The 23,994-nt window shown below is 73.4% G+C and carries 26 protein-coding genes; 18 read left to right on the plus strand and 8 right to left on the minus strand.

Annotation, left to right across the window (positions count from 1 at the left end; all coding sequences use genetic code 11):
• Positions 1-13: 13 nt before the first annotated feature.
• The 5 genes from lepB (OC439_RS20335) (at position 14) to OC439_RS20355 (ending at position 3,274) form a co-directional block, all read left to right on the plus strand.
• A complete protein-coding gene (lepB, locus tag OC439_RS20335) occupies positions 14-898 on the plus strand; it encodes a signal peptidase I (protein ID WP_262014789.1) in 885 nt (294 codons plus the stop codon).
• The gene (lepB, locus tag OC439_RS20340; protein WP_262014790.1) at positions 895-1,527 is read left to right on the plus strand and encodes a signal peptidase I; all 633 of its coding nucleotides are present in this window, start codon (positions 895-897) and stop codon (positions 1,525-1,527) included. Before lepB (OC439_RS20335) ends, lepB (OC439_RS20340) begins: the two co-directional genes overlap by 4 nt.
• Before the next feature lie 90 nt (positions 1,528-1,617).
• Positions 1,618-2,085, plus strand: a complete 468-nt coding sequence (locus OC439_RS20345) for an NUDIX hydrolase (protein WP_262014791.1) — start codon at positions 1,618-1,620, stop codon at positions 2,083-2,085.
• Positions 2,079-2,954, plus strand: a complete 876-nt coding sequence (locus tag OC439_RS20350) for a ribonuclease HII (protein WP_262014792.1) — start codon at positions 2,079-2,081, stop codon at positions 2,952-2,954. The genes OC439_RS20345 and OC439_RS20350 overlap by 7 nt, the downstream gene beginning before the upstream one ends.
• Positions 2,951-3,274: a DUF2469 domain-containing protein gene (locus OC439_RS20355; protein WP_011905215.1), complete on the plus strand. Its 324-nt coding sequence runs from the start codon at positions 2,951-2,953 to the stop codon at positions 3,272-3,274. The genes OC439_RS20350 and OC439_RS20355 overlap by 4 nt, the downstream gene beginning before the upstream one ends.
• Before the next feature lie 24 nt (positions 3,275-3,298).
• Here the strand turns inward: OC439_RS20355 and OC439_RS20360 are convergent, their stop codons facing one another.
• Both OC439_RS20360 and OC439_RS20365 read right to left on the minus strand, forming a co-directional pair.
• Positions 3,299-4,405 (minus strand): sulfite oxidase, encoded by a 1,107-nt coding sequence (locus tag OC439_RS20360; RefSeq protein WP_262014793.1) that lies wholly within the window; start codon positions 4,403-4,405, stop codon positions 3,299-3,301.
• Positions 4,402-5,061, minus strand: coding sequence for a methyltransferase domain-containing protein (locus OC439_RS20365; protein ID WP_262014794.1), 660 nt, complete (start codon positions 5,059-5,061; stop codon positions 4,402-4,404). Before OC439_RS20365 ends, OC439_RS20360 begins: the two co-directional genes overlap by 4 nt.
• Positions 5,062-5,192: 131 nt before the next feature.
• On the opposite strand from OC439_RS20365, the gene OC439_RS20370 reads away from it, so the two are divergent.
• Positions 5,193-5,804 (plus strand): M23 family metallopeptidase, encoded by a 612-nt coding sequence (locus OC439_RS20370; RefSeq protein ID WP_410054940.1) that lies wholly within the window; start codon positions 5,193-5,195, stop codon positions 5,802-5,804.
• Positions 5,805-5,817: 13 nt separating this feature from the next.
• On the opposite strand, the gene OC439_RS20375 is transcribed toward OC439_RS20370, so the two are convergent.
• Together OC439_RS20375 and OC439_RS20380 are read right to left on the minus strand one after the other, a co-directional pair.
• Positions 5,818-6,999 (minus strand): aminotransferase class V-fold PLP-dependent enzyme, encoded by a 1,182-nt coding sequence (locus OC439_RS20375; RefSeq protein ID WP_262014795.1) that lies wholly within the window; start codon positions 6,997-6,999, stop codon positions 5,818-5,820.
• Positions 7,000-7,047: 48 nt separating this feature from the next.
• Entirely contained in the window at positions 7,048-8,037 is a 990-nt protein-coding gene (locus tag OC439_RS20380) for a tyrosine recombinase XerC (protein ID WP_262014829.1), read from the minus strand.
• Positions 8,038-8,485: 448 nt separating this feature from the next.
• Between OC439_RS20380 and OC439_RS20385 the strand changes: the two genes are divergently transcribed.
• The gene (locus OC439_RS20385) at positions 8,486-8,827 is read left to right on the plus strand and encodes a hypothetical protein (RefSeq protein ID WP_262014796.1); all 342 of its coding nucleotides are present in this window, start codon (positions 8,486-8,488) and stop codon (positions 8,825-8,827) included.
• 5 nt (positions 8,828-8,832) lie between these two features.
• Here OC439_RS20385 and OC439_RS20390 read toward each other — a convergent pair whose 3' ends face one another.
• From OC439_RS20390 to OC439_RS20400, 3 genes are read right to left on the minus strand one after another with little or no spacing between them, the layout of a single operon-like run.
• Complete coding sequence (locus OC439_RS20390; protein ID WP_262014797.1) at positions 8,833-10,014, minus strand: DNA-processing protein DprA; 1,182 nt, start codon at positions 10,012-10,014, stop codon at positions 8,833-8,835.
• Positions 10,011-11,531: a YifB family Mg chelatase-like AAA ATPase gene (locus OC439_RS20395; RefSeq protein ID WP_262014798.1), complete on the minus strand. Its 1,521-nt coding sequence runs from the start codon at positions 11,529-11,531 to the stop codon at positions 10,011-10,013. The genes OC439_RS20390 and OC439_RS20395 overlap by 4 nt, the downstream gene beginning before the upstream one ends.
• Position 11,532: 1 nt before the next feature.
• Entirely contained in the window at positions 11,533-11,892 is a 360-nt protein-coding gene (locus OC439_RS20400) for a YraN family protein (protein WP_064447257.1), read from the minus strand.
• A gap of 159 nt (positions 11,893-12,051) precedes the next feature.
• Here OC439_RS20400 and OC439_RS20405 point away from each other — a divergent pair, with 159 nt between their 5' ends.
• The 10 genes from OC439_RS20405 (at position 12,052) to OC439_RS20450 (ending at position 21,846) form a co-directional block, all read left to right on the plus strand.
• Positions 12,052-12,357, plus strand: a complete 306-nt coding sequence (locus OC439_RS20405; RefSeq protein ID WP_262014799.1) for a hypothetical protein — start codon at positions 12,052-12,054, stop codon at positions 12,355-12,357.
• Positions 12,354-12,887, plus strand: coding sequence for a hypothetical protein (locus OC439_RS20410; protein ID WP_262014800.1), 534 nt, complete (start codon positions 12,354-12,356; stop codon positions 12,885-12,887). Before OC439_RS20405 ends, OC439_RS20410 begins: the two co-directional genes overlap by 4 nt.
• A 90-nt stretch (positions 12,888-12,977) precedes the next feature.
• The gene (locus OC439_RS20415; RefSeq protein ID WP_410054941.1) at positions 12,978-14,033 is read left to right on the plus strand and encodes a hypothetical protein; all 1,056 of its coding nucleotides are present in this window, start codon (positions 12,978-12,980) and stop codon (positions 14,031-14,033) included.
• Between the two features lie 328 nt (positions 14,034-14,361).
• On the plus strand, positions 14,362-15,240 hold the full coding sequence (gene rpsB / locus OC439_RS20420; RefSeq protein ID WP_262014802.1) for a 30S ribosomal protein S2: 879 nt from the start codon (positions 14,362-14,364) through the stop codon (positions 15,238-15,240).
• Between the two features lie 127 nt (positions 15,241-15,367).
• The gene (tsf, locus tag OC439_RS20425) at positions 15,368-16,195 is read left to right on the plus strand and encodes a translation elongation factor Ts (protein ID WP_030269902.1); all 828 of its coding nucleotides are present in this window, start codon (positions 15,368-15,370) and stop codon (positions 16,193-16,195) included.
• A gap of 157 nt (positions 16,196-16,352) precedes the next feature.
• Complete coding sequence (gene pyrH, locus OC439_RS20430; RefSeq protein ID WP_013284607.1) at positions 16,353-17,120, plus strand: UMP kinase; 768 nt, start codon at positions 16,353-16,355, stop codon at positions 17,118-17,120.
• Between the two features lie 86 nt (positions 17,121-17,206).
• Positions 17,207-17,764: a ribosome recycling factor gene (gene frr / locus OC439_RS20435; RefSeq protein ID WP_013284608.1), complete on the plus strand. Its 558-nt coding sequence runs from the start codon at positions 17,207-17,209 to the stop codon at positions 17,762-17,764.
• A 254-nt stretch (positions 17,765-18,018) separates the two neighbouring features.
• Positions 18,019-19,344, plus strand: a complete 1,326-nt coding sequence (locus OC439_RS20440; protein ID WP_262014803.1) for a phosphatidate cytidylyltransferase — start codon at positions 18,019-18,021, stop codon at positions 19,342-19,344.
• 104 nt (positions 19,345-19,448) lie between these two features.
• On the plus strand, positions 19,449-20,594 hold the full coding sequence (gene rlmN / locus OC439_RS20445) for a 23S rRNA (adenine(2503)-C(2))-methyltransferase RlmN (protein ID WP_262014804.1): 1,146 nt from the start codon (positions 19,449-19,451) through the stop codon (positions 20,592-20,594).
• 22 nt (positions 20,595-20,616) lie between these two features.
• Positions 20,617-21,846, plus strand: a complete 1,230-nt coding sequence (locus OC439_RS20450; protein ID WP_262014805.1) for a DivIVA domain-containing protein — start codon at positions 20,617-20,619, stop codon at positions 21,844-21,846.
• 79 nt (positions 21,847-21,925) lie between these two features.
• On the opposite strand, the gene OC439_RS20455 is transcribed toward OC439_RS20450, so the two are convergent.
• Positions 21,926-22,150 (minus strand): hypothetical protein, encoded by a 225-nt coding sequence (locus tag OC439_RS20455; RefSeq protein ID WP_013284612.1) that lies wholly within the window; start codon positions 22,148-22,150, stop codon positions 21,926-21,928.
• Positions 22,151-22,398: 248 nt separating this feature from the next.
• Here OC439_RS20455 and OC439_RS20460 point away from each other — a divergent pair, with 248 nt between their 5' ends.
• The gene (locus OC439_RS20460) at positions 22,399-23,967 is read left to right on the plus strand and encodes a Rieske 2Fe-2S domain-containing protein (protein ID WP_262014806.1); all 1,569 of its coding nucleotides are present in this window, start codon (positions 22,399-22,401) and stop codon (positions 23,965-23,967) included.
• Positions 23,968-23,994 lie beyond the last annotated feature (27 nt).

A 23,994-nucleotide genomic window follows, 5' to 3' on the forward strand; every position in this document is an offset into this window, starting at 1 on the left:
ACCGGAGAGTGGCATGGTGCAGATGGTTGACGAGGACGGCGCCGTCGATCCCTGGCGCCGGCGGGCCCGCCGCAGCCGCCGCCAGATGCCGCTCTGGCAGGAGCTGCCGCTGCTGCTGATCGTGGCGTTCTGCCTCGCGGTGCTGATCCGGACGTTCCTGCTCCAGGCGTTCTTCATCCCCTCCGGGTCGATGGAGGACACCCTGCTCGTCGGCGACCGGGTGCTCGTCAACAAGGTCGTCTACGACGTCCGGGACCCGGTCCGCGGCGAGGTGGTGGTGTTCCGGGGCACCGACCGCTGGGTCGCCCAGGAGGCGCCCGCGCCGCCGACGAACTTCGCCGGCCGGGTCGGCCGCACACTCGGCGACCTGGTGGGCGTCAGCCGCCCCGGCGAGAAAGACTTCATCAAGCGCGTCATCGGCGTACCGGGCGACAAGGTCTGGTGCTGCGACGACGGCCGGGTGGTGGTCAACGGGGTGCCGCTGGACGAGACGGCGTACGTCTCCGAGGACTCCCCGGTCGAGCTGCCACCCAATCCGAAGGAGTGCCGGTCCCGGCAGTTCACCGAGGTGGTGGTGCCGCCGGGGCAGATCTTCGTGATGGGTGACCACCGGCTGGTCTCGCAGGACGCCCGATGTCAGGGGCCGGTGCCGATCGAGAACGTGGTCGGCCGCGCCTTCATGATCGTCTGGCCCTCGCAGCGGTGGACGAGTCTGCCCGTACCGGAGACCTTCTCGAGCGTGCCGCGTGCGGACGCCGCGGCGGCGCCGGGGCCGGTGCCGGTGGATCCCGACCCGGTCGGCGGCGTCGTCCTGATCCTCCCGGTCGCGGCGACGCTCACCGTTCTGGCGGGTTCGGGGCGACCGCGGCGTACCCGGCGACGTAGGCTCCACCCGTGATCGACGAGCAGACCGAGAAGCCCCGCAGCTCCTTCTGGAAGGAGCTGCCCATCCTCCTGGGCGTGGCGATCCTGGTCGCGGTGCTGGTGCGTGCCTTCGTGCTGCAGACCTTCTTCATCCCGTCGCCGTCCATGGAGAACACCCTCAAGATCGACGATCGGGTGCTTGTCAACAAGCTGGTCTACGACTTCCGCTCGCCGCACCGGGGTGAGGTCATCGTCTTCAAGGCGCCCACCGAGTGGAGCGGCAACCCCGACGGCGAGGACTTCATCAAGCGGGTCATCGGCGTCGGCGGCGATCACGTGGTCTGCTGCGACCGCACCGGCGGCCAGGAGCGGCTGGTCATCAACGGCAAGCCGATCGACGAGCCGTTCATCTTCCCCGGCAACAAGCCCGCCGACCAGGACTTCGACATCACGGTGCCGAAGGGGCGCCTGTGGGTCATGGGTGACCACCGGGAGGCGTCCGGCGACTCGCTGGAGCACTGGCAGCAGTCGGGCGAGGACATCAACGTCGCCACCATCCCCGAGGGCGAGGTCGTCGGCCGGGCCTTCACCATCTTCTGGCCGGTCAGCCGCGCGACCTGGCTCAGCGTTCCGAAGCAGTTCGACGGGATCCCCAATCCCTGAGCAGGCCCGCGCCACGCTCCGGCACGCCGGCCCCGCGCCGGCGGCGGGAGGGCGTGGTCGTTCGTCGCAGGCGTCTGGCAGGCTGGTGCGGTGACCGTCTACACCCCTCGTCGCGCGGCCCGGGTCCTGCTGGTCGACGCGTCCGACCGGGTGCTGCTGTTCCAGGGCAGTGATCCGGCCCGGCCGGGTCACCGCTACTGGTTCACCCCCGGCGGCGGGCTGGACCCGGGGGAGTCCCCGGCCGACGGCGCCGCCCGCGAACTGGCCGAGGAGACCGGCCTGCGGATGGCCCCGGCCGAGCTGGGCGCTCCGGTCTGGGCGGACACCGTCGAGTTCCCGTTCGACGGCGTCTGGTACCGCCAGGAGCAGCAGTTCTACCTGGTCCGGGTGACGGGCTGGGAGGTCGACACCGCGGGTTTCAACGACGTCGAACGGGCGAGCGTGCACGGGCACCGCTGGTGGCCGGTCGCCGAGCTGGCCGCCACCGCCGAGCGCTACTACCCGCCGGACCTGCCCGGCCGGCTCGGCGCCGTGCTGGCGGGAGGCGGCGCATGCTGACTCCGCCGCGCACCGTGGTCCGCCGCGACGGCGGCCTCTACGCGCTGGAGCGCGCCCTGCAACGGCGTGGCTTCCGGCACGTGGCGGGCGCCGACGAGGCCGGCCGGGGCGCCTGCGCCGGGCCGCTGGTGGCCGCCGCCGCGATCCTGCCCGAGGGCCGGCGCGGCGAGATCGACGAGCTGGCCGACTCGAAGCTGCTCACCCCCGCCGCCCGCGAGCGCGTCTACGACGAGGTGGTGGCACGGGCCTTGGCGTACGCCGTGGTGGTCATCCCGGCCGAGGAGGTCGACGCCCGCGGGCTGCACGTGTGCAACCTCGCCGCGATGCGCCGGGCGCTCGCCTCGCTCACCACCCGCCCGGAGTACGTGCTGACCGACGGCTTCGGCGTCGACGGGCTGGACGTGCCGGGGCTGGCGGTCTGGAAGGGCGACCGGGTGGCCGCGTGTGTGGCGGCGGCGAGTGTGCTCGCGAAGGTCACCCGGGACCGGATGATGGTGGAACTGGACGGGCGGTTCCCCGGCTACGGCTTCGCCGAGCACAAGGGCTACATCACCGCCGAGCACAGCGCCGCCCTGCGCGCGCTCGGGCCCTGCCGGGAACACCGCTTCTCGTACGTGAACGTGGCCGCCGTCTCCGGACGGGACGGCCGGCCTCCCCGCGCCCGCCGCCCGGTGGGCACCGACGCGGCGTCGCCCGAGCCCGCAGCAGGGCTGCCGGGTCTCGGGCCCGGAGCGTTCGCCGGCCGCCCGGACGAGCCGATGGGGCACTGCGGCGCGTCAGGGGGTACCGTCGGCGTGGCGTTGGGCGAGCAGCCGCGACCTCCGGCGTCGGTGGGGGAAGATGTGGTCATGGAAGGCGGAGTGCGATGAGCGCGGAAGATCTCGAGAAGTACGAGACCGAGATGGAGCTGCAGCTCTACCGGGAGTACCGGGACATCGTCCGCCAGTTCTCCTACGTGGTGGAGACCGAGCGCCGTTTCTACCTGGCCAACCAGGTCGACCTGCACGTGCGCAACTCCGACGGCGAGGTCTACTTCGAGGTCGAGATGCACGACGCCTGGGTGTGGGACATGTACCGCCCTGCCCGTTTCGTCAAGAATGTTCGAGTAATGACGTTCAAGGACGTCAATGTGGAAGAGCTCGAAAAGCCCGACATCTCGCTTCCCGCAGATTCCGGCTTCGGGAGCTGACCGCAGGCGGCTGAACGCCCCCGATCACTCCGCAGGCACGACCACCTCGACCCGCTGCACCAGGTTGTTCGCGAACCCGCCCCGGTTCCACGGCTGCTCGACCGGTTGGGTCCGCCCCGACGCGTCGGTCGCCCGGGCGCCGAGCACGTACCGCCCCGGCGTCGCCGTCCAGTTCACCGACCAGCGGCGCCACGCCCACTCGCCCCCGGCCGGCTCGTCCAGGACCGCCGGTGTCCACGTCCCGCCGCCGTCGGTCGTCACCTCGACCGAGGTCACCGGCGCGTGGCCGGACCAGGCCCGGCCGTCCAGAGTGCACGGCCCGGGCCGCAGCACTCGGGTGCGGGACATGAAATCCGGGAACCCGGGCGGACGCACCAGCGCACGCGGCTCGATCCGGGTCACCGGCACGCCCGGGTCGTCGGCGTCGCGCCGCAGCCGGTAGGCCACCGCGTTCTGGTAGCCGTCGAACGGCTCGGTCGTCACGGTGATGTCGCGCAGCCACTTCACGTGCGCCATGCCGTACCAGCCGGGCACGATCAGGCGCAGCGGTGCGCCGTGCTGCGGCAGCAGGGGAGCGCCGTTCATCTCGTACGCCAGCAGCACCTCCTCACGCAGCGCGTCGGCCACCGGCAGCGCCCGCTGGTAGTCCTGCTCGACGCCACGCTCCACCCCGTGGTCCGCGCCGGTGAACACCACGTCCACCGCGTCGCCGGACAGGCCGGCCTCGCGCAGCAGCGGCGCCAGCGGCGTACCGGTCCACTCGGCGTTGCCCACCGCCTCCACCAGCCAGGGCTGGCTCACCGGGCGGGGATGCAGCAGCGCCCGGCCGTTGCCGGCGCACTCCAGCGTCACGCGGTGGGTCACCCGGGGCCGGTCGCGCAGCGCCGCCAGGTCCAGCCGCAGTGGACGCTCGACCGCGCCGGACACGTTCAGCGCGTACGCCGCCGGGTCGACGTCCGGGATGTCGTAATGGATGAGCAGGTAGTGCAGGCCCGCCGGGGTCACGTCGTACCTCAGCGCCTCCAGCGGGATGCCGTGGTTGCGCGCGGCGAGCTGAAGCTCCTCGGTGCTGATCGCCTCGTCCGGCCCGGCCACCCGGGAGGGCCGGCTCACGTCGTCCACAGTGGTCATTCCTGCTCCGTCCGCTCCAGCACGTCGTAGCCCACGAACGTGAACATCCGCACGCCCGGCGCCAGCGGGCGGGGCGTGCCGGTGAAGCGGTGCGCGCCGACGCCCACACCGTCGGCCGGGCTGTTCACCGCGACCGGCTCGAAGCCCTCCTCGGCGAACCACTCGCAGATGACCGGCACCAGGTCCGGCTCCCGCCGGTGCCGCGTCCACAGCACCGTGCCGCCGGTGGCGCAGAGCGAGGCGCAGTGCCGCACCGTGGCCCGGATGTCGTCGTCGCTGATGTTGCCGAAGATGCCGCAGACCAGCACCAGATCCGCCGGGGCCAGGTCGGCGTACCGGTCGGTCAGCGAGGCGTCCCCGGTCACCACCTCCACGCCGGTGAGCCCGGCGTCGGCGGCGGCGCGGCGGGCCGGATCGGTGTTGCGCGGATCCAGCTCGACCAGGCGGGCGGTCACGTCGGCGCCCCGCGGATGGGCGGCCAGCACCGGGATCAGGTCACGGCCCTGACCCGCGCAGAGACTCAGCGCGCGCAGCGGACCGGCCGGCGCGGCGTCGAGGGCGTCGGAGACACGCTGCCGCACCTCGGCGAGCCGCCGGGCCAGTGCGGACTCGGGCTGGTCGTAGTCGCTGTGCCAGGCGTACCAGTCCTTCGTCACCCGGCCAGCATAGGCGTCCGGGCCGTAGCAGATCGGCCCCGAATTCGGCGCTCGTCCACAGTGAGGGCGTCGTCCACAGGGCCGGCCGGTGGGGTGCGCGGGAGGGTGCCCGGGCCGGGCAGGGTGCTCGCGTGCGTTCCTCGATCTCTTACGCAGTGGTGTTGTTCCTCGTCGTCTGCCTGCCGGGGCCCTCCGCGTCTTCCCGGGCGACGCTGTCGGCCTCGGTCGGGCCGTTGTCGGGGCTACCTGCGGGTGCCCCGGCTTCTGGTGCTTCGGCGACGGGCGGCTCGGCTGCGGGACTTCGGGGTGCGCCCGGTGGGCGGTTCCGGTGGCCGCTGCCGGGCGCGCCCCGGGTGGTGCGGCGCTTCGACCCGCCGCCGCAGCCCTGGCGGTCCGGGCACCGGGGCGTCGACCTCGCCGCCGAGCCGGGCGCACCGGTGCTGTCGGCCGGTGCCGGGACCGTCCTGTTCGCCGGCACCGTCGCCGGCCGGCCGGTGCTCACCGTCGGGCATTCCGACGGGCTGCGCACCACATACGAACCGGTCCGCTCCCGGCTCACCGCCGGTACCCCTGTGAACGCCGGCACGCCGCTCGGCGACCTGCTCACCGGGCATCCCGGGTGCGTGGAGGCGGCCTGCCTGCACTGGGGACTGCGACGCGACGCGGAGTACCTCGATCCGCTGGCCCTGCTCGGGCTCGGTCGCGTCCGGCTGCTGCCGCTGCACCCCGTCCCCGCCGGGTGATCGGCTGTGTCGCTCAGCGCTGGGCGAGCAGCGTGGGCAGCCGGACGGCCAGCCGGTCGTACTCGTCGGGGGTGTTGTAGACCTGCCCGCACAACCGCAGGTAGCCGCGCCCGTTCCAGCCGGCGATCGACACCTCGGCGGAGAGCCGGTCGGCGATCCGGGCCCGCAGATCCCGGGCCGCGTCCAGCGTCGTCGCGACACCGGGCGGCAGCGGCACGAGCCGCATGGCGACCGCCGGTCCGCCGGGCTCCGGCAGCCGCTCCGGCGCCACGCCGAGCGCGTCCCCGACGACCCGTTGCCCGTACGCGGCCAGCGCCGCGTTGTGCGCGCGTACCCGGTCCACGCCGAGGCTGCGCAACGTGAACAGGCCCACCGGCGCGGCCAGCCAGCCGGTGTAGTCGAGCGTCGCCTGCCACTCGACACGGACCGGGAAGCCGCTGTCCTGCTCCCACGAGACGACGAGCGGCTGGATCTTCTCCCGCCACTGCGGCGCCACCACGAGTACGGCGGTGCCGCGTGGCGCGTACGCCCATTTGTGCAGGTTGCCGACCCAGAAGTCGGCGCCTACCGACGCGACGGTGGCCGGCAGCATGCCCGGCGCGTGGGCGGCGTCCACCAGCACCGGCACGCCCTGCTCCCGGGCCACCGCGACGATCGCCGCGGTCGGGAACAGCCGGGCGGTCGGCGAGGTGAGCTGGTCGACGATCAGCAGTCTGGTACGCCCGGACCGCAGCCCGGTGCGGACGATCTCGACCACCTCCTCGTCGGTGGCGGTCAACGGCACCGGCAGCGTGCGGTGCACCGCCCCGGTGCGGGCGCACTCCCTGGCGATCGACAGCGCCACCGCCCCGTACCCGTGGTCGGTGGTCACGATCTCGTCGCCGGGGCGCAGCGCGAGCGACTGCAACACCACGGCCGCACCGGTGGTGGCGTTGCCGACGAGCGTGGTGCCGTCCGGGTCGGCGCCGAGGAACGCGGCCAGGTGCCGGCGGGCGTGGGCGATCCGGTCGACCAGGCCCTGCGTGAAGAACCGCAGCGGGTTGGCCTCCATCTCGTCGCGCAGGCGCTGCTGGGCGCGTTGCACGGCGATCGGTACGGCGCCGAACGAGCCGTGGTTGAGGTGACTGACGGAGGGATCGAGGGAGAAGAGCAGCCGAGCCCCGGGAATCGGCTCGGGCGGCTGCGGCACCGTCATCCACCGATCCTAGCCCGGGATGGATCATGCGCCGGCCGGATTCGGTGGTCAGGCGCGGGGGTGTGCCTGCCGGTACGCGGCGCGGAGCCGCTCGACCGAGACGTGCGTGTAGATCTGGGTGCTGGCGAGCGACGAGTGCCCCAGCAGCTCCTGCACGGCGCGCAGGTCCGCGCCTCCTTCGAGCAGGTGCGTGGCGGCCGAGTGGCGCAGCCCGTGCGGCGTGACCCGCGGTACCCCGGCCGCACCGGCCCACCCGGACACGATCCGCCGCGCGGTGGTCGGGTTGAGCCGCCCGCCCCGCGCCCCGAGCAGCAGTGCCCGGCCCGAGCCCGGGGTCAGCAGAGTGGGCCGGCCGTCGTGCAGCCAGGCGTCGAGCGCCCGCTGGGCCGGCACCCCGTAGGGCACCGAGCGTTCCCGCCCGCCCTTGCCCAGCACGCGTACCACCCGGCGGGCCTGGTCGACGTCGGTGACGTTGAGGCCGCACGCCTCGCTGACGCGTACCCCGGTGCCGTAGAGCAGTTCCAGCAGCAGCCGGTCGCGCAGCAGCACCGCGTCGGGCGGTCCGTCGCCGGCCGCCTCGGGGGCCGTTCCGTGGTCGCGTCCGAGCCCGGCACCGTCGGGGTGGACCGTCGAGCGGTCGGCCTCGGCCGGGCCCGGGCGCTGCCGCGACGGGGCCTCCACGAGAGTGGCGGCCTGGTCGGCGCGCAGCACGGTGGGCAGTTCCCGCCGCGCCCGCGGGCTGGCCAGCGGCGCGGCCACGTCGTCGGCGAGCAGGCCGGTCCGGTGCGCCCAGGCGCTGAACGTCCGGGCCGCGGCGGCGCGCCGTGCCATCGTCGTCCGGGCCGCCCCCATGGTCCGCTGCTTCGCCAGCCAGCTGCGCACCACGGAGAGGTCCAGCTCCGGCAGTTCGGCGCAGCCCATCCGGACGGCGTGATCAAGCAGCGACACGAGATCCGTGACGTACGCCCGGACGGTGTGGACGGAGCGGTTGCGCACCCGCGACAGGTGGTCGGCGAAGTCGTCCACCGCCTCGCGCATCGAGGCCGGCAGTTCCTCGTGCGCGTCCCGGGTGCCGCGCTGCCGTTTGCTCACCGCGGCACCCGATCCGGGCGCACACGGTCGCGGCGGCGGAGGCGGACGGCGATCACCGCCCCAGCGTAAGGCCGGAGCGCCGCCCGCCGCCGTGCCGCCGCCCGCCGCTTCGTCGTGCCGCCCGGCTGTCGCTTCCGCCTTCGCGGCGGGTCGGCCGTCGCCCGTGGGTTGTGCCGTCCGCCACGTGGCCCGCGTCCTTCCGCCGCGGGATGCGTGACGACGCGCTGAGCGGGGTGGCAGAAGCCGGTCTGGACAGGGGAAACTCATGCTGCGGCACGCTCCGGTGCGGCGACCGGCGGGCAGCGTGGCCCGAGCCGGCCCCGACGGAGGCCGATCCGGCCGCGATCAGGCCAGTGCGTCCCGTGACGGTGACGCCGGTACGAGGAGGCCGAGAGTGGGAGTGGACGCCGTCCTCTACCGGCAGATATCGGCGGGCACCGGTCGTCGCCGGCCCGCGTACGTCTCGATCGAGGCCGTTGCGGACTCGCAGGACGTGCTGCTCGACCTGCTCAAGCGTGTCCGGGGCGGTGGGCGGACCCCGCTGCTGGACCGCGTCGACCCGCTCGGCGAGCTGACAGTGAGCGCCGAGCGGATGCCGCAACTGCTCGCCGAGCTGCGGTGCCTGGCCGAGGTGGCCGGGGCACCGGCCGAGGTCGAGCACGTGCACCGGCTGGCCCGGCTCGTCCGCCGATGTGCCGAGCGTCGCGACGCCGAGATCCGGTTCGAGGGCGACTGACGCGCTCACGAACGGGCGACCGGTGGTGGCGGTGCGAGCGCGTAGCCGTCGTCGCGGCGTACCACCATCGCCAGTTCCTCCAGCATGGACAGTTTGCGCATGGCGGTACGCAGGTCCACGCCCGCCCGCGCCGCGACGCTCTCCAGGTCGAGGGCCCGGCGGCGGGGCAGCGCCTCCAGCACCTGGGTGGCCTCCTCGTCGAGCCGGTCCCGGGGACGTTCGGGCGCCCGGGCGGGCGGGGCCAGGTCGTACCCGATGCGTCCCACCTCCTCCAGCACGTGCGCGACGTTCGCGACCAGCCGGGCCTCCGGTCGTTCCCGCAGCACCTCGTGCCCACCGACCGACATCGCTGAAGTGACCGGCCCGGGCACCACCATCGCCGGGCGGCGCAGGCCGAGCGCCCGGTTGAGCGTCTGGGTGGCGCCGCTGCGAGCGGCGGCCTCGACGAGGACCGTGCCGTTCGTCGCCGCCGCGATGACCCGGTTGCGGATGAGGAACCGTGGCCGCAACGGCTCCGCCCCGGGAATCCACTCGCTCACCAGCAGGCCGGTTTCGGCGATCCGGTCGAACAGCGCGGCGTTGCCCATCGGGTAGGGGCGGTCCACCCCGCAGGCGAGCACGGCGACGGTGCGCCCGCCCGCCGTCAGCGCCCCGCGATGCGCGGCGGCGTCGATGCCGAACGCCCCACCGGACACGACTGTCCACTCCCGGTCGGCGAGACCGTAGCCCAGCTCGGTGGCGATGTGCGCGCCGTAGGGGGTGGCCGCCCGCGCGCCGACGACCGCCACCGAGCGCGCCAGCGCCTCACCGAGCGGCCACGCTCCGCGTACCCAGAAGCAGAGCGGCGGATCGGTCTCCACGTCGACCCGTCGGGTGGCGCCGGACAGCGCCAACCGGCGCAGGTCGCCGACCTGGGTGGGCCATTCGTCGTCGTCCGGGGTGACCAGCCGGGCCCCGAGCCGTTCGCCGCGGGCCAGCGCGTCGGCGGCGACCGCCCGGGCGTCACCGGCGGCGCCGCGCGCCGCGACGGCCGACCGCAGCGTCCGTTCCGGCGCCCCGCCGGACAGCAGTAGGTCGAGTGCGGCGACCGGGCCGAGCCGCTCGACCAGGGCGTAGACCGACCGGGTGCCGGGTTCGGCGAGCCAGGTGAGCGCGACCCGAGCCAGCCGCCGATCGTCGGCGTTCACGCGCCCTCCCCGGTCCGGAGCTGGATGGCCTCCGCCACGTCGTCGTGGCCGGGCCGGTCCCGCCCGTCCAGGTCCGCGATGGTCCAGGCGAGCCGGAGTACGCGGTCGTAGCCGCGCGCGGACAGCGAACCGGTGTCGAGCCGGCGGCGCAGATCCCTGGTGACCCGGGCGGGCAGGTGCCACGGCGGCCGGCGCAGGTCCGGGCCGGAGACGTCGGCGTTCACCCGGTGCCCGGTGGCCGCCCAGCGCTCGGCGGCGGCGCGCCGCGCGGCGACCACCCGGGCGGCGACGGTGGCCGAGGACTCCTGCGCGGCGCCGGTGCTCAGCAACTCCGCCGCGCGTACCGCCTTTAGCTTGACCTGCACGTCCACCCGGTCGAGCAGTGGACCCGACAACCGTCCGAGGTAGCGTCGCCGAGCCAGCGGCGGGCACTCGCAGTCGACGTCACCGGAGGGCTTCGCGCACGGGCAGGGATTGGCCGCCAGCACCAGTTGGGTGCGGGCCGGGTACTCGGTGGCGCCGCGGGTGCGCGCCACCCGCACCCGGCCGCTCTCCAACGGCTGCCGCAACGCCTCCAGCGCGCCCTTGCCGAACTCGGGCGCCTCGTCCAGGAACAGGACCCCGCGGTGGGCGAGCGACACCGCGCCGGGCCGGGCCAGCCCGGAACCGCCTCCGACGAGCGCGGGCACCGTGGCGGTGTGGTGCGGCGCCTGGAACGGGGGACGGCGCAACAGCCCGCCGCCGGGTGGCAGCAGGCCGGCGATCGAGTGCAGCGCGGTCACTTCCAGGGCTGCCTCGTCGTCCAGCTCGGGCAGGATCGACGGCAGCCGCTCGGCGAGCATGGTCTTGCCGGCGCCGGGCGGACCGAGCAGCGCGAGGTGGTGGCCACCGGCGGCGGCGATCTCCAGCGCCCGCCGCCCGAGTGGCTGCCCGGCCACGTCGACCAGGTCCGGCCCGGCCGTGCCGTGGCCCGGGGCGGGAACGGGCGGAACGAGCAGCGGGCTGCCGTCGCGGACGTGGGCGACGAGTCGATGCAGCGTGTCGACCGCGTGCACGCGTATGCCCGGGATGACTGCCGCCTCGGCGGCGTTGCCGGCGGGTACGACGACGCGGGTGTGCCCGGCGCGGGCGGCGGCGGCGACCATCGGCAGCGTGCCGCGGACGGGGCGTACCGCGCCGTCGAGGCCGAGCTCACCGAGCACGACAGTGGCGTCCAGGGCGACCGGCGGCAGTTCACCCGAGCCGGCCAGGACGGCGAGCGCGATGGCGAGGTCGAACGCCGAGCCGTACTTCGGCAGGGTGGCGGGGAGCAGGTTGAGGGTGATGCGCCGGTTGGGCCACTTCTGGCCGGAGTTGACGATCGCGGCGCGGACCCGGTCGCGCGCCTCGTGCAGGGCGGTGTCGGGCAGGCCGGAGATGATCACGGCGGGCAGTCCGGGAGCCAGGTCGGCCTCGACCTCGACGAGATGCCCGGCGACTCCGGCCAGGCCGACGCTCAGCACTTTCGCGTACCCCATGTCAGAACGCGCCGCGGAGGTGCTCGACCCGGGCGGGGCCGGTGAGCGGGAGCCGGACGGAGAGCACGTCGAAGCGGACCTCGTCGGCGGTGGTTCCGGTCTCGGCGAGCCAGCGCGCGGCCAGGCCGCGCAGCCGGCGGGCCTTGGCCGGTACGACGGCCTCGGCGGGCGAGCCGAACTGCTCGGTGCGGCGGGTCTTGACCTCGCAGATGGCCAGGACCGGGCCCTCCCAGGCGATGATGTCGATCTCGCCCTCGGGGCAGCGCCAGTTGCGGGCGACCGGGCGCAGGCCCGTCTCGATCAGGTGCCGTAGCGCGCACCGCTCGCCGTACGCCCCGACGGCTCGGTTCCGGTTCGTCATGCCGGCCAGGATGCGACCGGCGGACGGGAGCGGGGGCGCCGTGAGGGGCTGCCCTGTGGACAGGAGCGGCCTTGTGGACGGACCGACGATCATGCGGCCGTTCTGCTACGGAACCCGGCAGAGGCATGATGATCCGACTCGATCGCGAGGGGGAGTGCCGTGACTGATCGGAACACGTCGTTCGATGCGTCGACCTGCGGCATCTGCGGGCAGCCGTCGGATGCCCGCCATGGCGGCGACGGACCCGGCGCCGGCCGGAGAGTCGACTACGTCGTGGTCGGCACGAGGGGCGGGATCGCGGAGTTCCGCGAGGCGGACGCCGAATCCCGGGTTCGGAGGACGGATGCGGCGGTGCTCGCCCTGAATCTGAGGGTCGAGCAGTCCAGCCTTGCGGGCAGGCGTTTCAGCTGCCTGGTGGTGCCCGACCAGTACGGGGTCACCAGAAGTGACTTCAGACTCGCGTGAACCGGTACGTCGAGCGGCTGGCGCGGATGGTGCCGCCTCCGCCCCGGTCGAGCGCGCCGCCGAACTGGCCCGCGGTGGAGCGCTCGCTCGGCTTCGCACTCCCCGGCGACTACAAGGATCTCGTCGACCGGTACGGCCCGGGGAGGTTCGACGACTTCCTGGCGGTGCTCGTGCCCGGTCATCCGGTGCCGCGACTGGACCTTGTGCACGGTGTCGCGGAGGCCACCGAGACGTTGCGCGCGTACGCGTCGAGCGGTGAGGCGCTACCCGCGCCGGTCGACGGCCTGACAGCGGTCGCGCTGACCGACAACGGCGACACGGTCTACTGGGTGCGCGAGCCGGGCGACGCGCCGGATCGATGGCGCATCGCGGTGAACGGCGCCCGGGACTTCGACGAGTGGCACCTGTTCGACGGTTGCCTCGCTCACTTCCTGGTCGCCGTGCTGAACCGCGAGTCGGGGGTGCCCGCCTTCCCCGACGACTTCCCCTACCCGGGCGTCGCGCCGATCTTCACGCCGTACGGCTACTGAGCGTGTCCCGCCGGCGACCCGGCGATATCGGCGCTGACCTGGGCCGATCCCCGGAGACCCGAATGGCGCGGCTGGAGCCCGTCGCATACCGTGCCGGTCGTGGACGGACGACGGAACTATTCCGAGGATGAGCAGGGGTCGCGATGGGGCGACCGGGGATACGAGTCGGACTGGCGCGCCGCGGGCGAGCCCCGCTACCGCGACGACGACTACCGCACACCCGAGCAGCGCGCCGGTGAGAATCGGTACGCCGAGCCGGGCCGGTACTCCGCCGCCGATCCGCTGGTGGACGACACGAGCAGCTGGCGGTCGCAGCGGCCGGACGACCCGGAGGTCTCCGGTGAGCTGCCCGGGTCGCGCGCCGGCCGTCGCGCGGCACGCGAGTCGGCGGCCGACCCGCTCGGCGCGGTGTCCCGCAGCGGCGTCGACGCGCTCGGGACCGCCGCGCACGGCAACCCGCTGTCGAGCACGCTCGGTACGCCGGCTACCGCCCCGCTGACGGGTGCCGCGCCGGCCGGTGCCGACCCGTACGGTCTCATCGCCCTCGGCAGCGACCCGGCGGGCGGCGCCGGCGTCGACGCCCGGAGCGCTGCCGCCGGCGTCGAGAAGCCCCGGCTCAGCCCGATCGGCGGCTATCCGGTCGTCGAGCCGGCGCCGGGTGCCGACGGCGGGGCCGAAACGGCCGCCGCGGCACGGCTGAACCCCGGCGAGGCCACTCCGCTGCGGATCGGCGAGCGTCCGGGTGGTCCGGCCCAGCCGGCGGCGACCCCGAATCCGCTGGAGATGCCGACCGGTCCGATGCCCGCGGTGCTGCCCCGCCCGGACGGGCCGCCGCCCGGTGACGGCGTCTACCGGACCCGGCGTCCTGCGCTGGCGGTCCTGCTGGCGGTGATGGTGCTGGTGCTGGAGGTGCCGGCGGTGCGGGTGCTGCTGCACGGCCTGTTCGGCGACCCGGTGTCGACGTCGCACGTGGTGGTGGGCATCTTCCTGGTGGTGGGTCTGCCGATCTTCGGCACCGGCCTGTACGGGCTGCGTACCGGCGGGCTGGCGCTCGCCGACGGCAGCCGGGGCTGGCTGCGCCCGCCGACGGCGTACCTGACCGTCGGTCTGGTGCTGTTCCTCGCCGCCGCCCTCGCGGCGGGCTGAGCCCGACCCCAGTACGCCGGAGTGGCGGTGTCACCGACAGGGTGACGCCGCCACTTCGCCGTCCTGGAGTCGATCAAGGCGCACCTGGCGTCGATCACGCCGGCCTCCGCACCCGGGGGTCGTGCAGCGGAGAGGGCGCGTACACTGGTCGACTGGCGACCGCCTCGCGCGGTCGACCTCGCGTGCCCTCTCCACGGTCTCCTCCGTGGGGCGACGGCCTCCCTGGTCCCGGTCTGACGTACCGGGCCCACCCTGGCCGGCGACCGGGCGCCAGGCGTCCGGCCGCCGGCTGGACGGACAACCAGGGACAACGTAGGAGTAACCCACCATGGCCGTCGTGACCATGCGTCAGCTGCTGGAAAGCGGTGTGCACTTCGGGCACCAGACCCGCCGCTGGAACCCGAAGATGAAGCGCTTCATCTTCACCGAGCGCAACGGTATCTACATCATCGACCTGCGCCAGACGCTCGACTACATCGAGAAGGCGTACGAGTTCGTCCGCACCACCGTCGCCGGTGGCGGCAGCATCCTGTTCGTCGGCACCAAGAAGCAGGCCCAGGAGGCCATCGCCGAGCAGGCGACCCGGGTCGGCCAGCCGTACGTGAACCACCGCTGGCTCGGTGGCATGCTGACCAACTTCCAGACCGTGTACAAGCGGCTGCAGCGGATGAAGGAGCTGGAGGCCCTGGGTGACCTGAGCGGCACCGCCGCCGGTTACACCAAGAAGGAGACGCTCCAGCTCTCCCGCGAGAAGATCAAGCTCACCAAGACCCTCGGTGGTCTGCGGGACATGCAGAAGCTCCCGGCCGCGGTCTGGATCGTCGACACCAAGAAGGAACACATCGCCGTCGACGAGGCCCGCAAGCTGGGCATCCCGGTGATCGCGGTGCTCGACACCAACTGCGACCCGGACGAGGTCGACTTCCCGATCCCGGGCAACGACGACGCCATCCGCTCGGCCGAGCTGCTGACCAAGGTCGTGGCCGCCGCCGTCGCCGACGGTCTGATCGCCCGTTCCGGCCGTAACCGGGGCGCGGACGAGAAGCCCGAGGCCGGCCAGGTCGCCGCCGACGAGCCGCTGGCCGAGTGGGAGCGCGAGCTGCTCGAGGAGCCGAAGAAGGCCGACGAGCAGCCCGCCGCCGCCGCCGCTGCCGCCGAGCTGGCCGCGCCTGCCGCCGAGCAGCCGGCGACCGCCTCCGCGGAGTGATCTCGCCGTCGCGTCCCCACCGTCCGGGTTCCCGGCGGTGGGGACGCGACGGGTACGCCGGGCAGAACCGGCCCGGGACCGGGTAACCAGCACCCCAGACCACCTCACTGACACCGAAGAGAGAGTCATGTCCAACTTCACCGCCGCGGACGTCAAGAAGCTCCGCGACCTCACCGGCGCCGGCATGATGGACTCCAAGAAGGCGCTGACCGAGGCCGAGGGCGACTTCGACAAGGCCGTCGAGATCCTGCGCGTCAAGGGCGCCAAGGACGTCGGCAAGCGGGCCGGGCGCACCGCCGCCAACGGCCTGATCGCCCACTCCGGCCAGGCGCTGCTCGAGCTCAACTGCGAGACCGACTTCGTCGCCAAGAACGACGCCTTCATCGCGCTGGCCCAGCAGCTGGTCGAGCACGGCGTGGCCAGCGGCGCCACCAACGCCGAGGAGCTGCTCGCCAGCAGCATCGACGGCAAGAGCGTGGCCGACCTGATCCAGGAGCAGTCCGCCAAGATCGGCGAGAAGCTGGTGCTCAACCGCTTCGCCAAGCTGGACGGCACCACCGCGGTCTACATGCACCGCAAGAGCCAGGACCTGCCCCCGGCAGTCGGCGTGCTGGTCGAGTTCACCGGCAAGTCGGACGAGGCGGCCGACGCCGACGCGCGCGCCGTGGCCATGCAGATCGCCGCGATGCGGCCGAAGTACCTCACCCGCGACGAGGTGCCGGCCGAGACCGTCGAGTCCGAGCGGCGCATCGCCGAGCAGACCGCCCGCGAGGAGAACAAGCCCGAGGCGGCGCTGCCGAAGATCGTCGAGGGCCGGGTCAACGCCTTCTTCAAGGACTTCGTCCTGCTGGAGCAGGCGTCGGTCGCCGACAACAAGAAGACCGTCAAGCAGGTGCTGGCCGACGCCGGCATCGAGGTGACCCGCTTCCTGCGGTTCGAGGTCGGCCAGGCCTGAGCCGCCGCACCGGGCCGTCCGGCCCGGGCACAGGGGAGAACGTCGACGAGGAGGCCGCCGGTGTACGCGACAGGCACCGCGGCCTCCTCGTCACATAGGGTCGGCAGGGGCACGTACGCGACGCTCGCGCGATGCGCGGGGAGAAGGGGCGGGGCGGATGACGCAGGTTGTGAGTGACCGGAGCCTGGCGGCGGAGGACCCGACCGCCCCTCCGCCCGGTCGGTCCCGCCGGGTGGTGCTGAAGCTCTCCGGTGAGGTCTTCGGCGGCGGCGCGATCGGCGTCGACCCCGACGTCGTGCAGGGCATCGCCCGCCAGATCGCCACCGTGGTACGCCGCGGCGTGCAGGTCTCCGTGGTGGTCGGCGGCGGCAACTTCTTCCGCGGCGCCGAGCTGCAGAAGCGCGGCATGGACCGGGCCCGCGCCGACTACATGGGCATGCTCGGCACGGTCATGAACTGCCTGGCCCTCCAGGACTTCCTGGAGAAGGAGGGCATCGAGACCCGGGTGCAGAGCGCCATCACGATGGCCCAGGTCGCCGAGCCGTACATCCCGCTGCGCGCGATCCGCCACCTGGAGAAGGGCCGCGTGGTCATCTTCGGCGCGGGCGCCGGCATGCCGTACTTCTCCACCGACACGGTCGCCGCCCAGCGGGCGCTGGAGATCCGCGCGGACGTGGTGCTGATGAGCAAGAACGGCGTGGACGCGGTCTACACCGCCGACCCCCGGATCGACCCGACCGCGAGCAAGCTCGACTCGATCACCTTCTCCGAGGTGCTGCGCCGTAACCTGCGGGTGGCCGACGCCGCCGCGTTCAGCCTCTGCATGGAGAACGGCCTGCCGATGCTGGTCTTCGGCGCCCAGGGCGACGACACCATCGTCCGGGCCGTCGGCGGCGAGAAGATCGGCACCCTGATCACCGCCTGACCGGCCCGCCGGACCGGCAGCGGTCCCTCTGCCACGGCAGCACCCGCACCACACACGACGAGCGACAGAAGGAGGCGAGGAGACCGGTGATCGACGACACCCTCCTCGAGGCGGAGGAGAAGATGGAGCGTGCCATCGAGCACGCCAAGGAGGAGTTCGGCGGCATCCGTACCGGACGCGCCAACGCCGCCATGTTCTCCCGGATCGTGATCGACTACTACGGCAGCCCGACCCCGCTGCCGCAGATGGCGTCCATCGCGGTGCCCGAGCCGCGCATGGTGATCATCAAGCCGTACGACAACTCGCAGCTGGGCGCCATGGAGAAGGCGATCCGCGACTCGGACCTCGGGGCCAACCCGAACAACGAGGGCAACCAGCTCCGCATCGTCCTGCCGCAGATGACCGAGGAGCGGCGCCGCGACATGATCAAGGTCGCCCGGCAGAAGGGCGAGGAGGCCAAGGTCGCCGTCCGCAACATCCGCCGCAAGGCCAAGGAGGAGCTGGACCGCCTGGTCAAGGACGGCGAGGTCGGCGAGGACGAGGGCCGGCGCGCGGAGAAGGAGCTGGACGACCTGACCCAGCGCTTCGTCGCCGGCGTCGACGAGCTGGTCAAGCACAAGGAGAGCGAGCTGCTCGAAGTCTGAGCACCCGCGTACCTCGCACGGCACCGCGCCGCCGTCGCCCGTCCGGGCGGCGGCCCGGTGCCGTCGTCGTGCCCGGCGGCGCACACCCTCAAGGCCGCGGCGGGTGCAGTAGGCTCGGCACGATTCCCGACCACCACGGGGTGAACGGCGGGAGTCGCCCGGCCGTCGGTCGGTAAACAGGAAGTCTCACGCCGGTAGGGGATGGCCTTGGTCTTGCGTCATGTGGTGGCTCTCGTACCGGCTGCCGGTGCGTGATGTCCCACCCCGACCCCTACGGCAACACCGAGTCGCGTGGCTGGGACCGCCCGGCCGCCCCGGCCCTGCCCTGGCCGGACACCGATCTGGAGCCCGGCCCCTGGCGGCCCGGCCCGGCCGCGCACACCCCCCCCGCCGAGCCGGACACCTACGCCCGTCCCGGAGCAGGCCCGGACACGTACGCCGGTCCGGACACGTACGCCGGATCTGACACCTACGCCGGGCCGTACCCGACGACCTCGCGGCACCACGACGGCCCGGGCCGGTACGACGGACCGCCGGCCGGCGACCGTGGGCGGCCCGCCGGGCCGGACCACGACGGCCCCTGGGGTGAGCCCGCCCGCGACGACGAGTACCCGACCGCGCAGATCGCGCCGGTGCGCGACGAGCCCACCGAGCAGATCCCGGCGGTACGCGACGAGCCCGCCTCGGAGCCGCCGGCCGGCCGCCGCGGGCCGGGACGCCGGCGGGCGAGCGCCGAGCGTCCGCCGACCACCGCGCCGAAGACGTCCCGGGCGGGGCGCAACCTGCCGGCCGCGATCGGCGTCGGGGTGGCCCTCGGCGCGGCGGTCGTGGTGCCGCTGTTCTTCTTCATGCCGGCGTTCCTCGCCGTGCTCGCGACCGCTGTGGGGATCGGCATCTGGGAGATGGCCCGCGCGGTACGCCGCAGCGGCGCCCACCCGCCGCTGGCGCCGCTCGTCGCCGGTGGCGTGATCACCGTGGGCCTGGCCTGGTACGCGGGCCCCGACGCGCTCTGCCTCGGCCTGCTGGTCACGGTGCTGGGCACGATGATCTGGCGGCTGGGCGACGGGCCCGGCAACTACCAGCGTGACCTGACCGCGGCCACCCTGATCGCGGTGTACGTGCCGTTCCTCGCCGGGTTCGCGGCGATGCTCGCGGCGGCGCCCGGTGACGGGCACCTGCGGGTGCTGGTGACGCTGGCGGCGGTGGTGCTCTCCGACACCGGCGGGTACGCCGCGGGCGTGTCGTTCGGCAAGCACCCGATGGCGCCCACGATCAGCCCGAAGAAGTCCTGGGAGGGCTTCGCCGGCTCGGTGACCGCCGCGGCGGCGGGCAGCGCGGCGCTGCTGTGGGCGTTGTTCGACGTGGCCCCCTGGTGGGGTGCGCTGTTCGGGATGGCGATCTCGGTCTCGGCGGTGCTCGGTGACCTCGCCGAGTCGATGATCAAGCGGGATCTGGGCGTCAAGGACATGAGCAACCTGCTGCCCGGGCACGGCGGCCTGATGGACCGGCTCGACTCGATCCTGTTCGCCGTGCCGGTGGCGTACCTGCTGCTCGCCGTCTTCGTCCCGGTGGTGAACTGAGGCATGCGTCACGGCGGCGACCCGCTGCGGGCCGGGTGGCCGGGGGCGATTCGACACGTACGGACGGGTGCGTCCGGGCGGGAGCGTGTCAGACTGGACGCGCCATGACGAGTCTTCCGCTGATCTCCGTAGACCCCGACGCCCGCGGCCGCCGGCCCGCGATGCCTCCCCGCCACCTCGCCGACCTGGACCTGCCGGGCCGGCAGGCGCTCGTCACCGAGCTGGGTGAGCCCGCGTTCCGCGCCAAGCAGGTCTCCAACCACTACTTCGGCCGCCTGGTGCGCGACGCGGAGCGGATGACCGACCTGCCGGCCGCGACCCGGGAGCGGCTGGCGGGTGAGCTGCTGCCCACGCTGCTCACCCCGGTCCGCGAGCTGGCCTGCGACGACGGCGCGACCCGCAAGGCGCTCTGGCGGCTGCACGACGGCTCGCTGGTGGAGAGCGTGCTGATGGGCTACCCGGACCGGGTGACCGTCTGCATCTCCAGCCAGGCCGGCTGCGGCATGGCCTGCCCGTTCTGCGCCACCGGCCAGGCCGGGCTGACCCGTAACCTGTCCACCGCCGAGATCGTCGACCAGGCGGTCTACCTGGCCGGGGTGGCCGCCTCCGGCGCCGTGGCCGGGTCGCCGCCGCGGCTGTCGCACGTGGTGTTCATGGGCATGGGCGAGCCGCTCGCGAACTACTCGCGGGTGGTGGCGGCGATCCGCCGGCTGGTCGCCCCGGCGCCGGAGGGACTGGGCCTGTCGCAGCGGCACATCACCGTGTCGACCGTCGGTCTGGTGCCGGCGATCCGCCGACTGGCCAGCGAAGACCTCTCGGTGACCCTTGCGCTGTCGCTGCACGCCCCCGATGATGAGCTGCGCGACGAACTCGTCCCGGTCAACCAGCGCTGGAAGGTGTCCGAGGTGCTGGACGCGGCGTGGGACTACGCGGCCACGACGGGGCGTCGCGTGTCCATCGAATACGCGATGATCAAGGACGTGAACGATCAGCCGTGGAGAGCCGATCTGCTCGGGCGGCTACTGGCCGGCAAGCTGGCCCACGTGAACCTGATCCCGCTCAACCCGACTCCGGGCAGCCGCTGGGACGCCAGCCCGAAGCCGGTCGAGCGGGAGTTCGTCCGGCGGTTGCGCGACGCCGGCGTGTCGACCACGGTGCGCGACACCCGGGGACGCGAGATCGACGGGGCCTGTGGGCAGCTCGCCGCCGCCGGGGACACGGACGGCGACTCACGCGCGGCAACGGCGTAGCGGTACGAGACCAGGAGACATAGTGGCGAGTCAGGGTCAGCGTTTCCGGCGTAAGGCGCTCCGCCGGGGCTACAAGGTCGACGAGGTCGACGCCTTCCTGGACCGGGTCGAGGCGACACTCGACGGCCAGCCGATCGGCGCGCCCGTGGCCTCCCAGGAGGTCCACGACGTCGTCTTCCGGGTCCGGTTCAACGGCTACGACGAGTGGCAGGTCGACCTGCACCTCGACCGGGTCGAGCGGCAGCTCGCCGAGCTGGAGGAGCGCGGTGGCGCGCCGGCCGGGCGCGGTGGCGACCCCCGGATGGCCGACCGGCTCGGCCCGCCGATGCGCGACGACCGGGGTATGTCGCCGGTGCCGCAGCCGCCGATGCCGCCCCGGCAGATGCCCGCCCAGCCCGGCCCGCCCGCCGACCGGTACGGCAACCGCTACGACGAGCCGACCGGCGCGTTCGCCGGTGGCTACGACGGCCCGCGCGGTGGCTACGACGGCCCCCGCGGCCCGGGTGGCCCCGGCCCGATGGGCCCGGGCGCGCCGATGGGGCACGGCGGCCCGCCGCCGCGCGGCCTGCCGCCCGGCCCGGGCGGTTACGGTCCGCCGGACAACGGCCCGGGCGGTTACGGTCCGCCGGACAACGGCCCCGGTGGGTACGGCCCGCCGGACAGCGGCCCCGGTGGGTACGGTCCCCCGGACAGCGGCCCTGGCGGGTACGGCCAGGAGGAGCGCTTCGACGGGTTCGAGGCCGGCCGGCGTGCCCGTGCCGACATGACCGCCGAGATCCGCATGCCCGAGCGTGAGCTGCGCGGTCGTGGCCCCGGCGGCCCGCCGGCGCTGCCGCAGCAGGGTTACGGCGCACCGGAGCCCGGCTACGGCCCGCCGGACCCGGGTTACGGGCCGCCGGACCAGGGCTACGGCCCGGGCCCCTCGATGACCGGCCCGCCGCTCGTGAGCCCGCCGGTCGCCGGTCCGCCGATGGTGGGGCCGCCGATGGCCGGCCCGCCCGGCAGCGACCTGCACCGGGTCGACCAGATCCGGCGCAGCTTCCAGGTCCGGCGGTTCGGCAGCGGGTACGACCCGGACCAGGTCGACCGGTTCTTCGAGACGCTGCTCGGCGGCATGCAGGGGCGCAACCCGATGCCGGTGAACCCGAAGGAACTCGACACGCTGCGCTTCGGGCTGGTGCCCGGTGGCTACTTCGAGGCCGAGGTCGACGCCGCGCTCAAGGACGTGCAGGACATCCTGCTCGGCCGCTGACCCCGCCTCCCGAGACGACGAAGGGCCCGCCCCCCGGTGAGGGGGCGGGCCCTTCGCGCACTACCGTGGGCGCCGCGCGTCAGGACCGCAGGCCGTTGCGGCGCAGCACGGCGTCGCCGATGACGATGGCGATCAGCAGTCCGGCGATCCCGAACAGCCAGATGTGCTCCACCCGGCCCTCCTCGATCCCGCAGAGCGCCATCAGTACCAAAGCCACCGCCGACAGCACCGCACCGATCCGTCCGGACTTGCGGTGTCCGGGCTTGTGCTGATCTGGCGCGGTTACCGGCTCGTCTCCTGCCACTGTCGGTCCTTCCCTCGCGATCGGATCTCCGATCAGTCTGGCACGGCCCCAACCGGGCCCGGCGCAGGGTCCGACCTCCTGTGCCGGGGATGACCCGGGCGGGCGACAGCGGGCGGGCGGCGCGGCCCGGGTCGTTGGTCCCGTACCGGTGGGGGCGGATGGCCACTACCGGCGTCGCGGGACGGCGAGCACACTGCCTCCGGTAGCGTCTTGACGTACACCTTGATGCCTTTTTGAGGAGGACTGCGGTGCGAGTGACCGGTACGGGGCATGCCAGCATGCGGATCGACACGGCCGCGGGCAGCATCCTGTGCGACCCGTGGGTCAACCCCGCCTACTTCGCCTCGTGGTTCCCCTTCCCGGACAACTCCCTGCTCGACTGGGCGACCCTCGGCCAGGTCGACTACCTGTACGTGTCGCACCTGCACCGGGACCACTTCGACGCGAAGCACCTGCGTGACTTCGTGTCGAAGGACGCCACCGTCCTGCTGCCCGAGTTCCCCACCTCGGAGATGGAGGACGAGTTCCGGGAGCTGGGCTTCACCAAGTTCCTCAAGGCCCCGAACGAGCAGGTCGTGGAGCTACCGGGCGGCCTGAAGATCATGATTCAGGCGCTGACCAGCCCGACCGACGGCCCGATCGGCGACTCGTCGCTCTGGGTCGAGTACGACGGTGTCCGGCTGCTCAACCAGAACGACGCCCGCCCGACCGACCTGACCGTCTTCGCCGAGCTGGGCCACGTGCACGCGCACATGCTCCAGTTCTCCGGCGCGATCTGGTACCCGATGGTCTACGAGCTGCCGCAGGCGGCGAAGACCGCGTTCGGCAAGCAGAAGCGGGACCGGCAGTTCGACCGCACGTGGCGCTACATCGACGACCTGAAGGCCGACCACGTCTTCCCGATCGCCGGCCCGCCGTGCTTCCTCGACGACGAGCTGTGGCAGTTCAACGACATCTTCGGCGACGAGGGCAACATCTTCCCCGACCAGTCGGTGTTCCTGGCCGAGTACGCCAAGGTCGGCGGCACCAACGGCATCGTGCTGCTGCCGGGCAGCGTCTCGGAGGTCACCACCGAGGGCGCCACCACCACGCACCCGGTGCCGGTGGAGGAGTTCTTCGCGAACAAGGTCGCCCACCTGGAGGAGATGCGGGAGCGCAAGCGCCCGGTCATCGAGGCCGAGAAGGCGTCCTGGCGGCACCCCGAGGTCGACGTGCTCGGTGAGATGAAGCGCCGGATCGAGCCGCTGCTCGACGAGTCGATCTACCTGGCCAAGGGCGTCGGCGGGCCGGTCCGCTTCGACCTGGTCGGCTACGACGGCGCCGAGGTCGAATCCATCGTGGTGGACTTCCCGGGCAAGGAGGTCCGGCCGTACGCGGACGAGAAGGTCCGCTACCGGTTCCGGACCGAGCGGGCGCTGATCGAGCACCTGCTGCACATCGGCGAGGTGGACTGGGTCAACTCCCTCTTCCTGTCCTGCCGTTTCTCCGCGGCCCGCATCGGCCAGTACAACGAGTTCGTCTACGCCTTCTTCAAGTGCCTGTCCGAGGAGCGCCTCCAGTACGCCGAGGGCTGGTACGACGAGCACGAGCGGGCGGTCGACGCCGAGGACATCACGCTCGACGGCTGGGTGGTGCAGCGGCGCTGCCCGCACCTGAAGGCGGACCTGAGCCGGTTCGGCATCGTCGACGGCGACCAGCTCACCTGCCAGCTGCACGGCTGGAAGTTCGACCTGGCCAGCGGGCGCTGCCTGACCAGCGTCGGGCACAAGATCCGCGCGCACCGCGCCGACGCGGAGACCTCGACGCCGGCCGTCTGACGGTTTCGCCCCGCACGCCGCCCCGGC

It is taken from the genome of Micromonospora sp. Mcm103 (assembly GCF_024519755.1).
In the GTDB taxonomy this organism is placed as follows: Bacteria; Actinomycetota; Actinomycetes; order Mycobacteriales; family Micromonosporaceae; genus Micromonospora; species Micromonospora aurantiaca.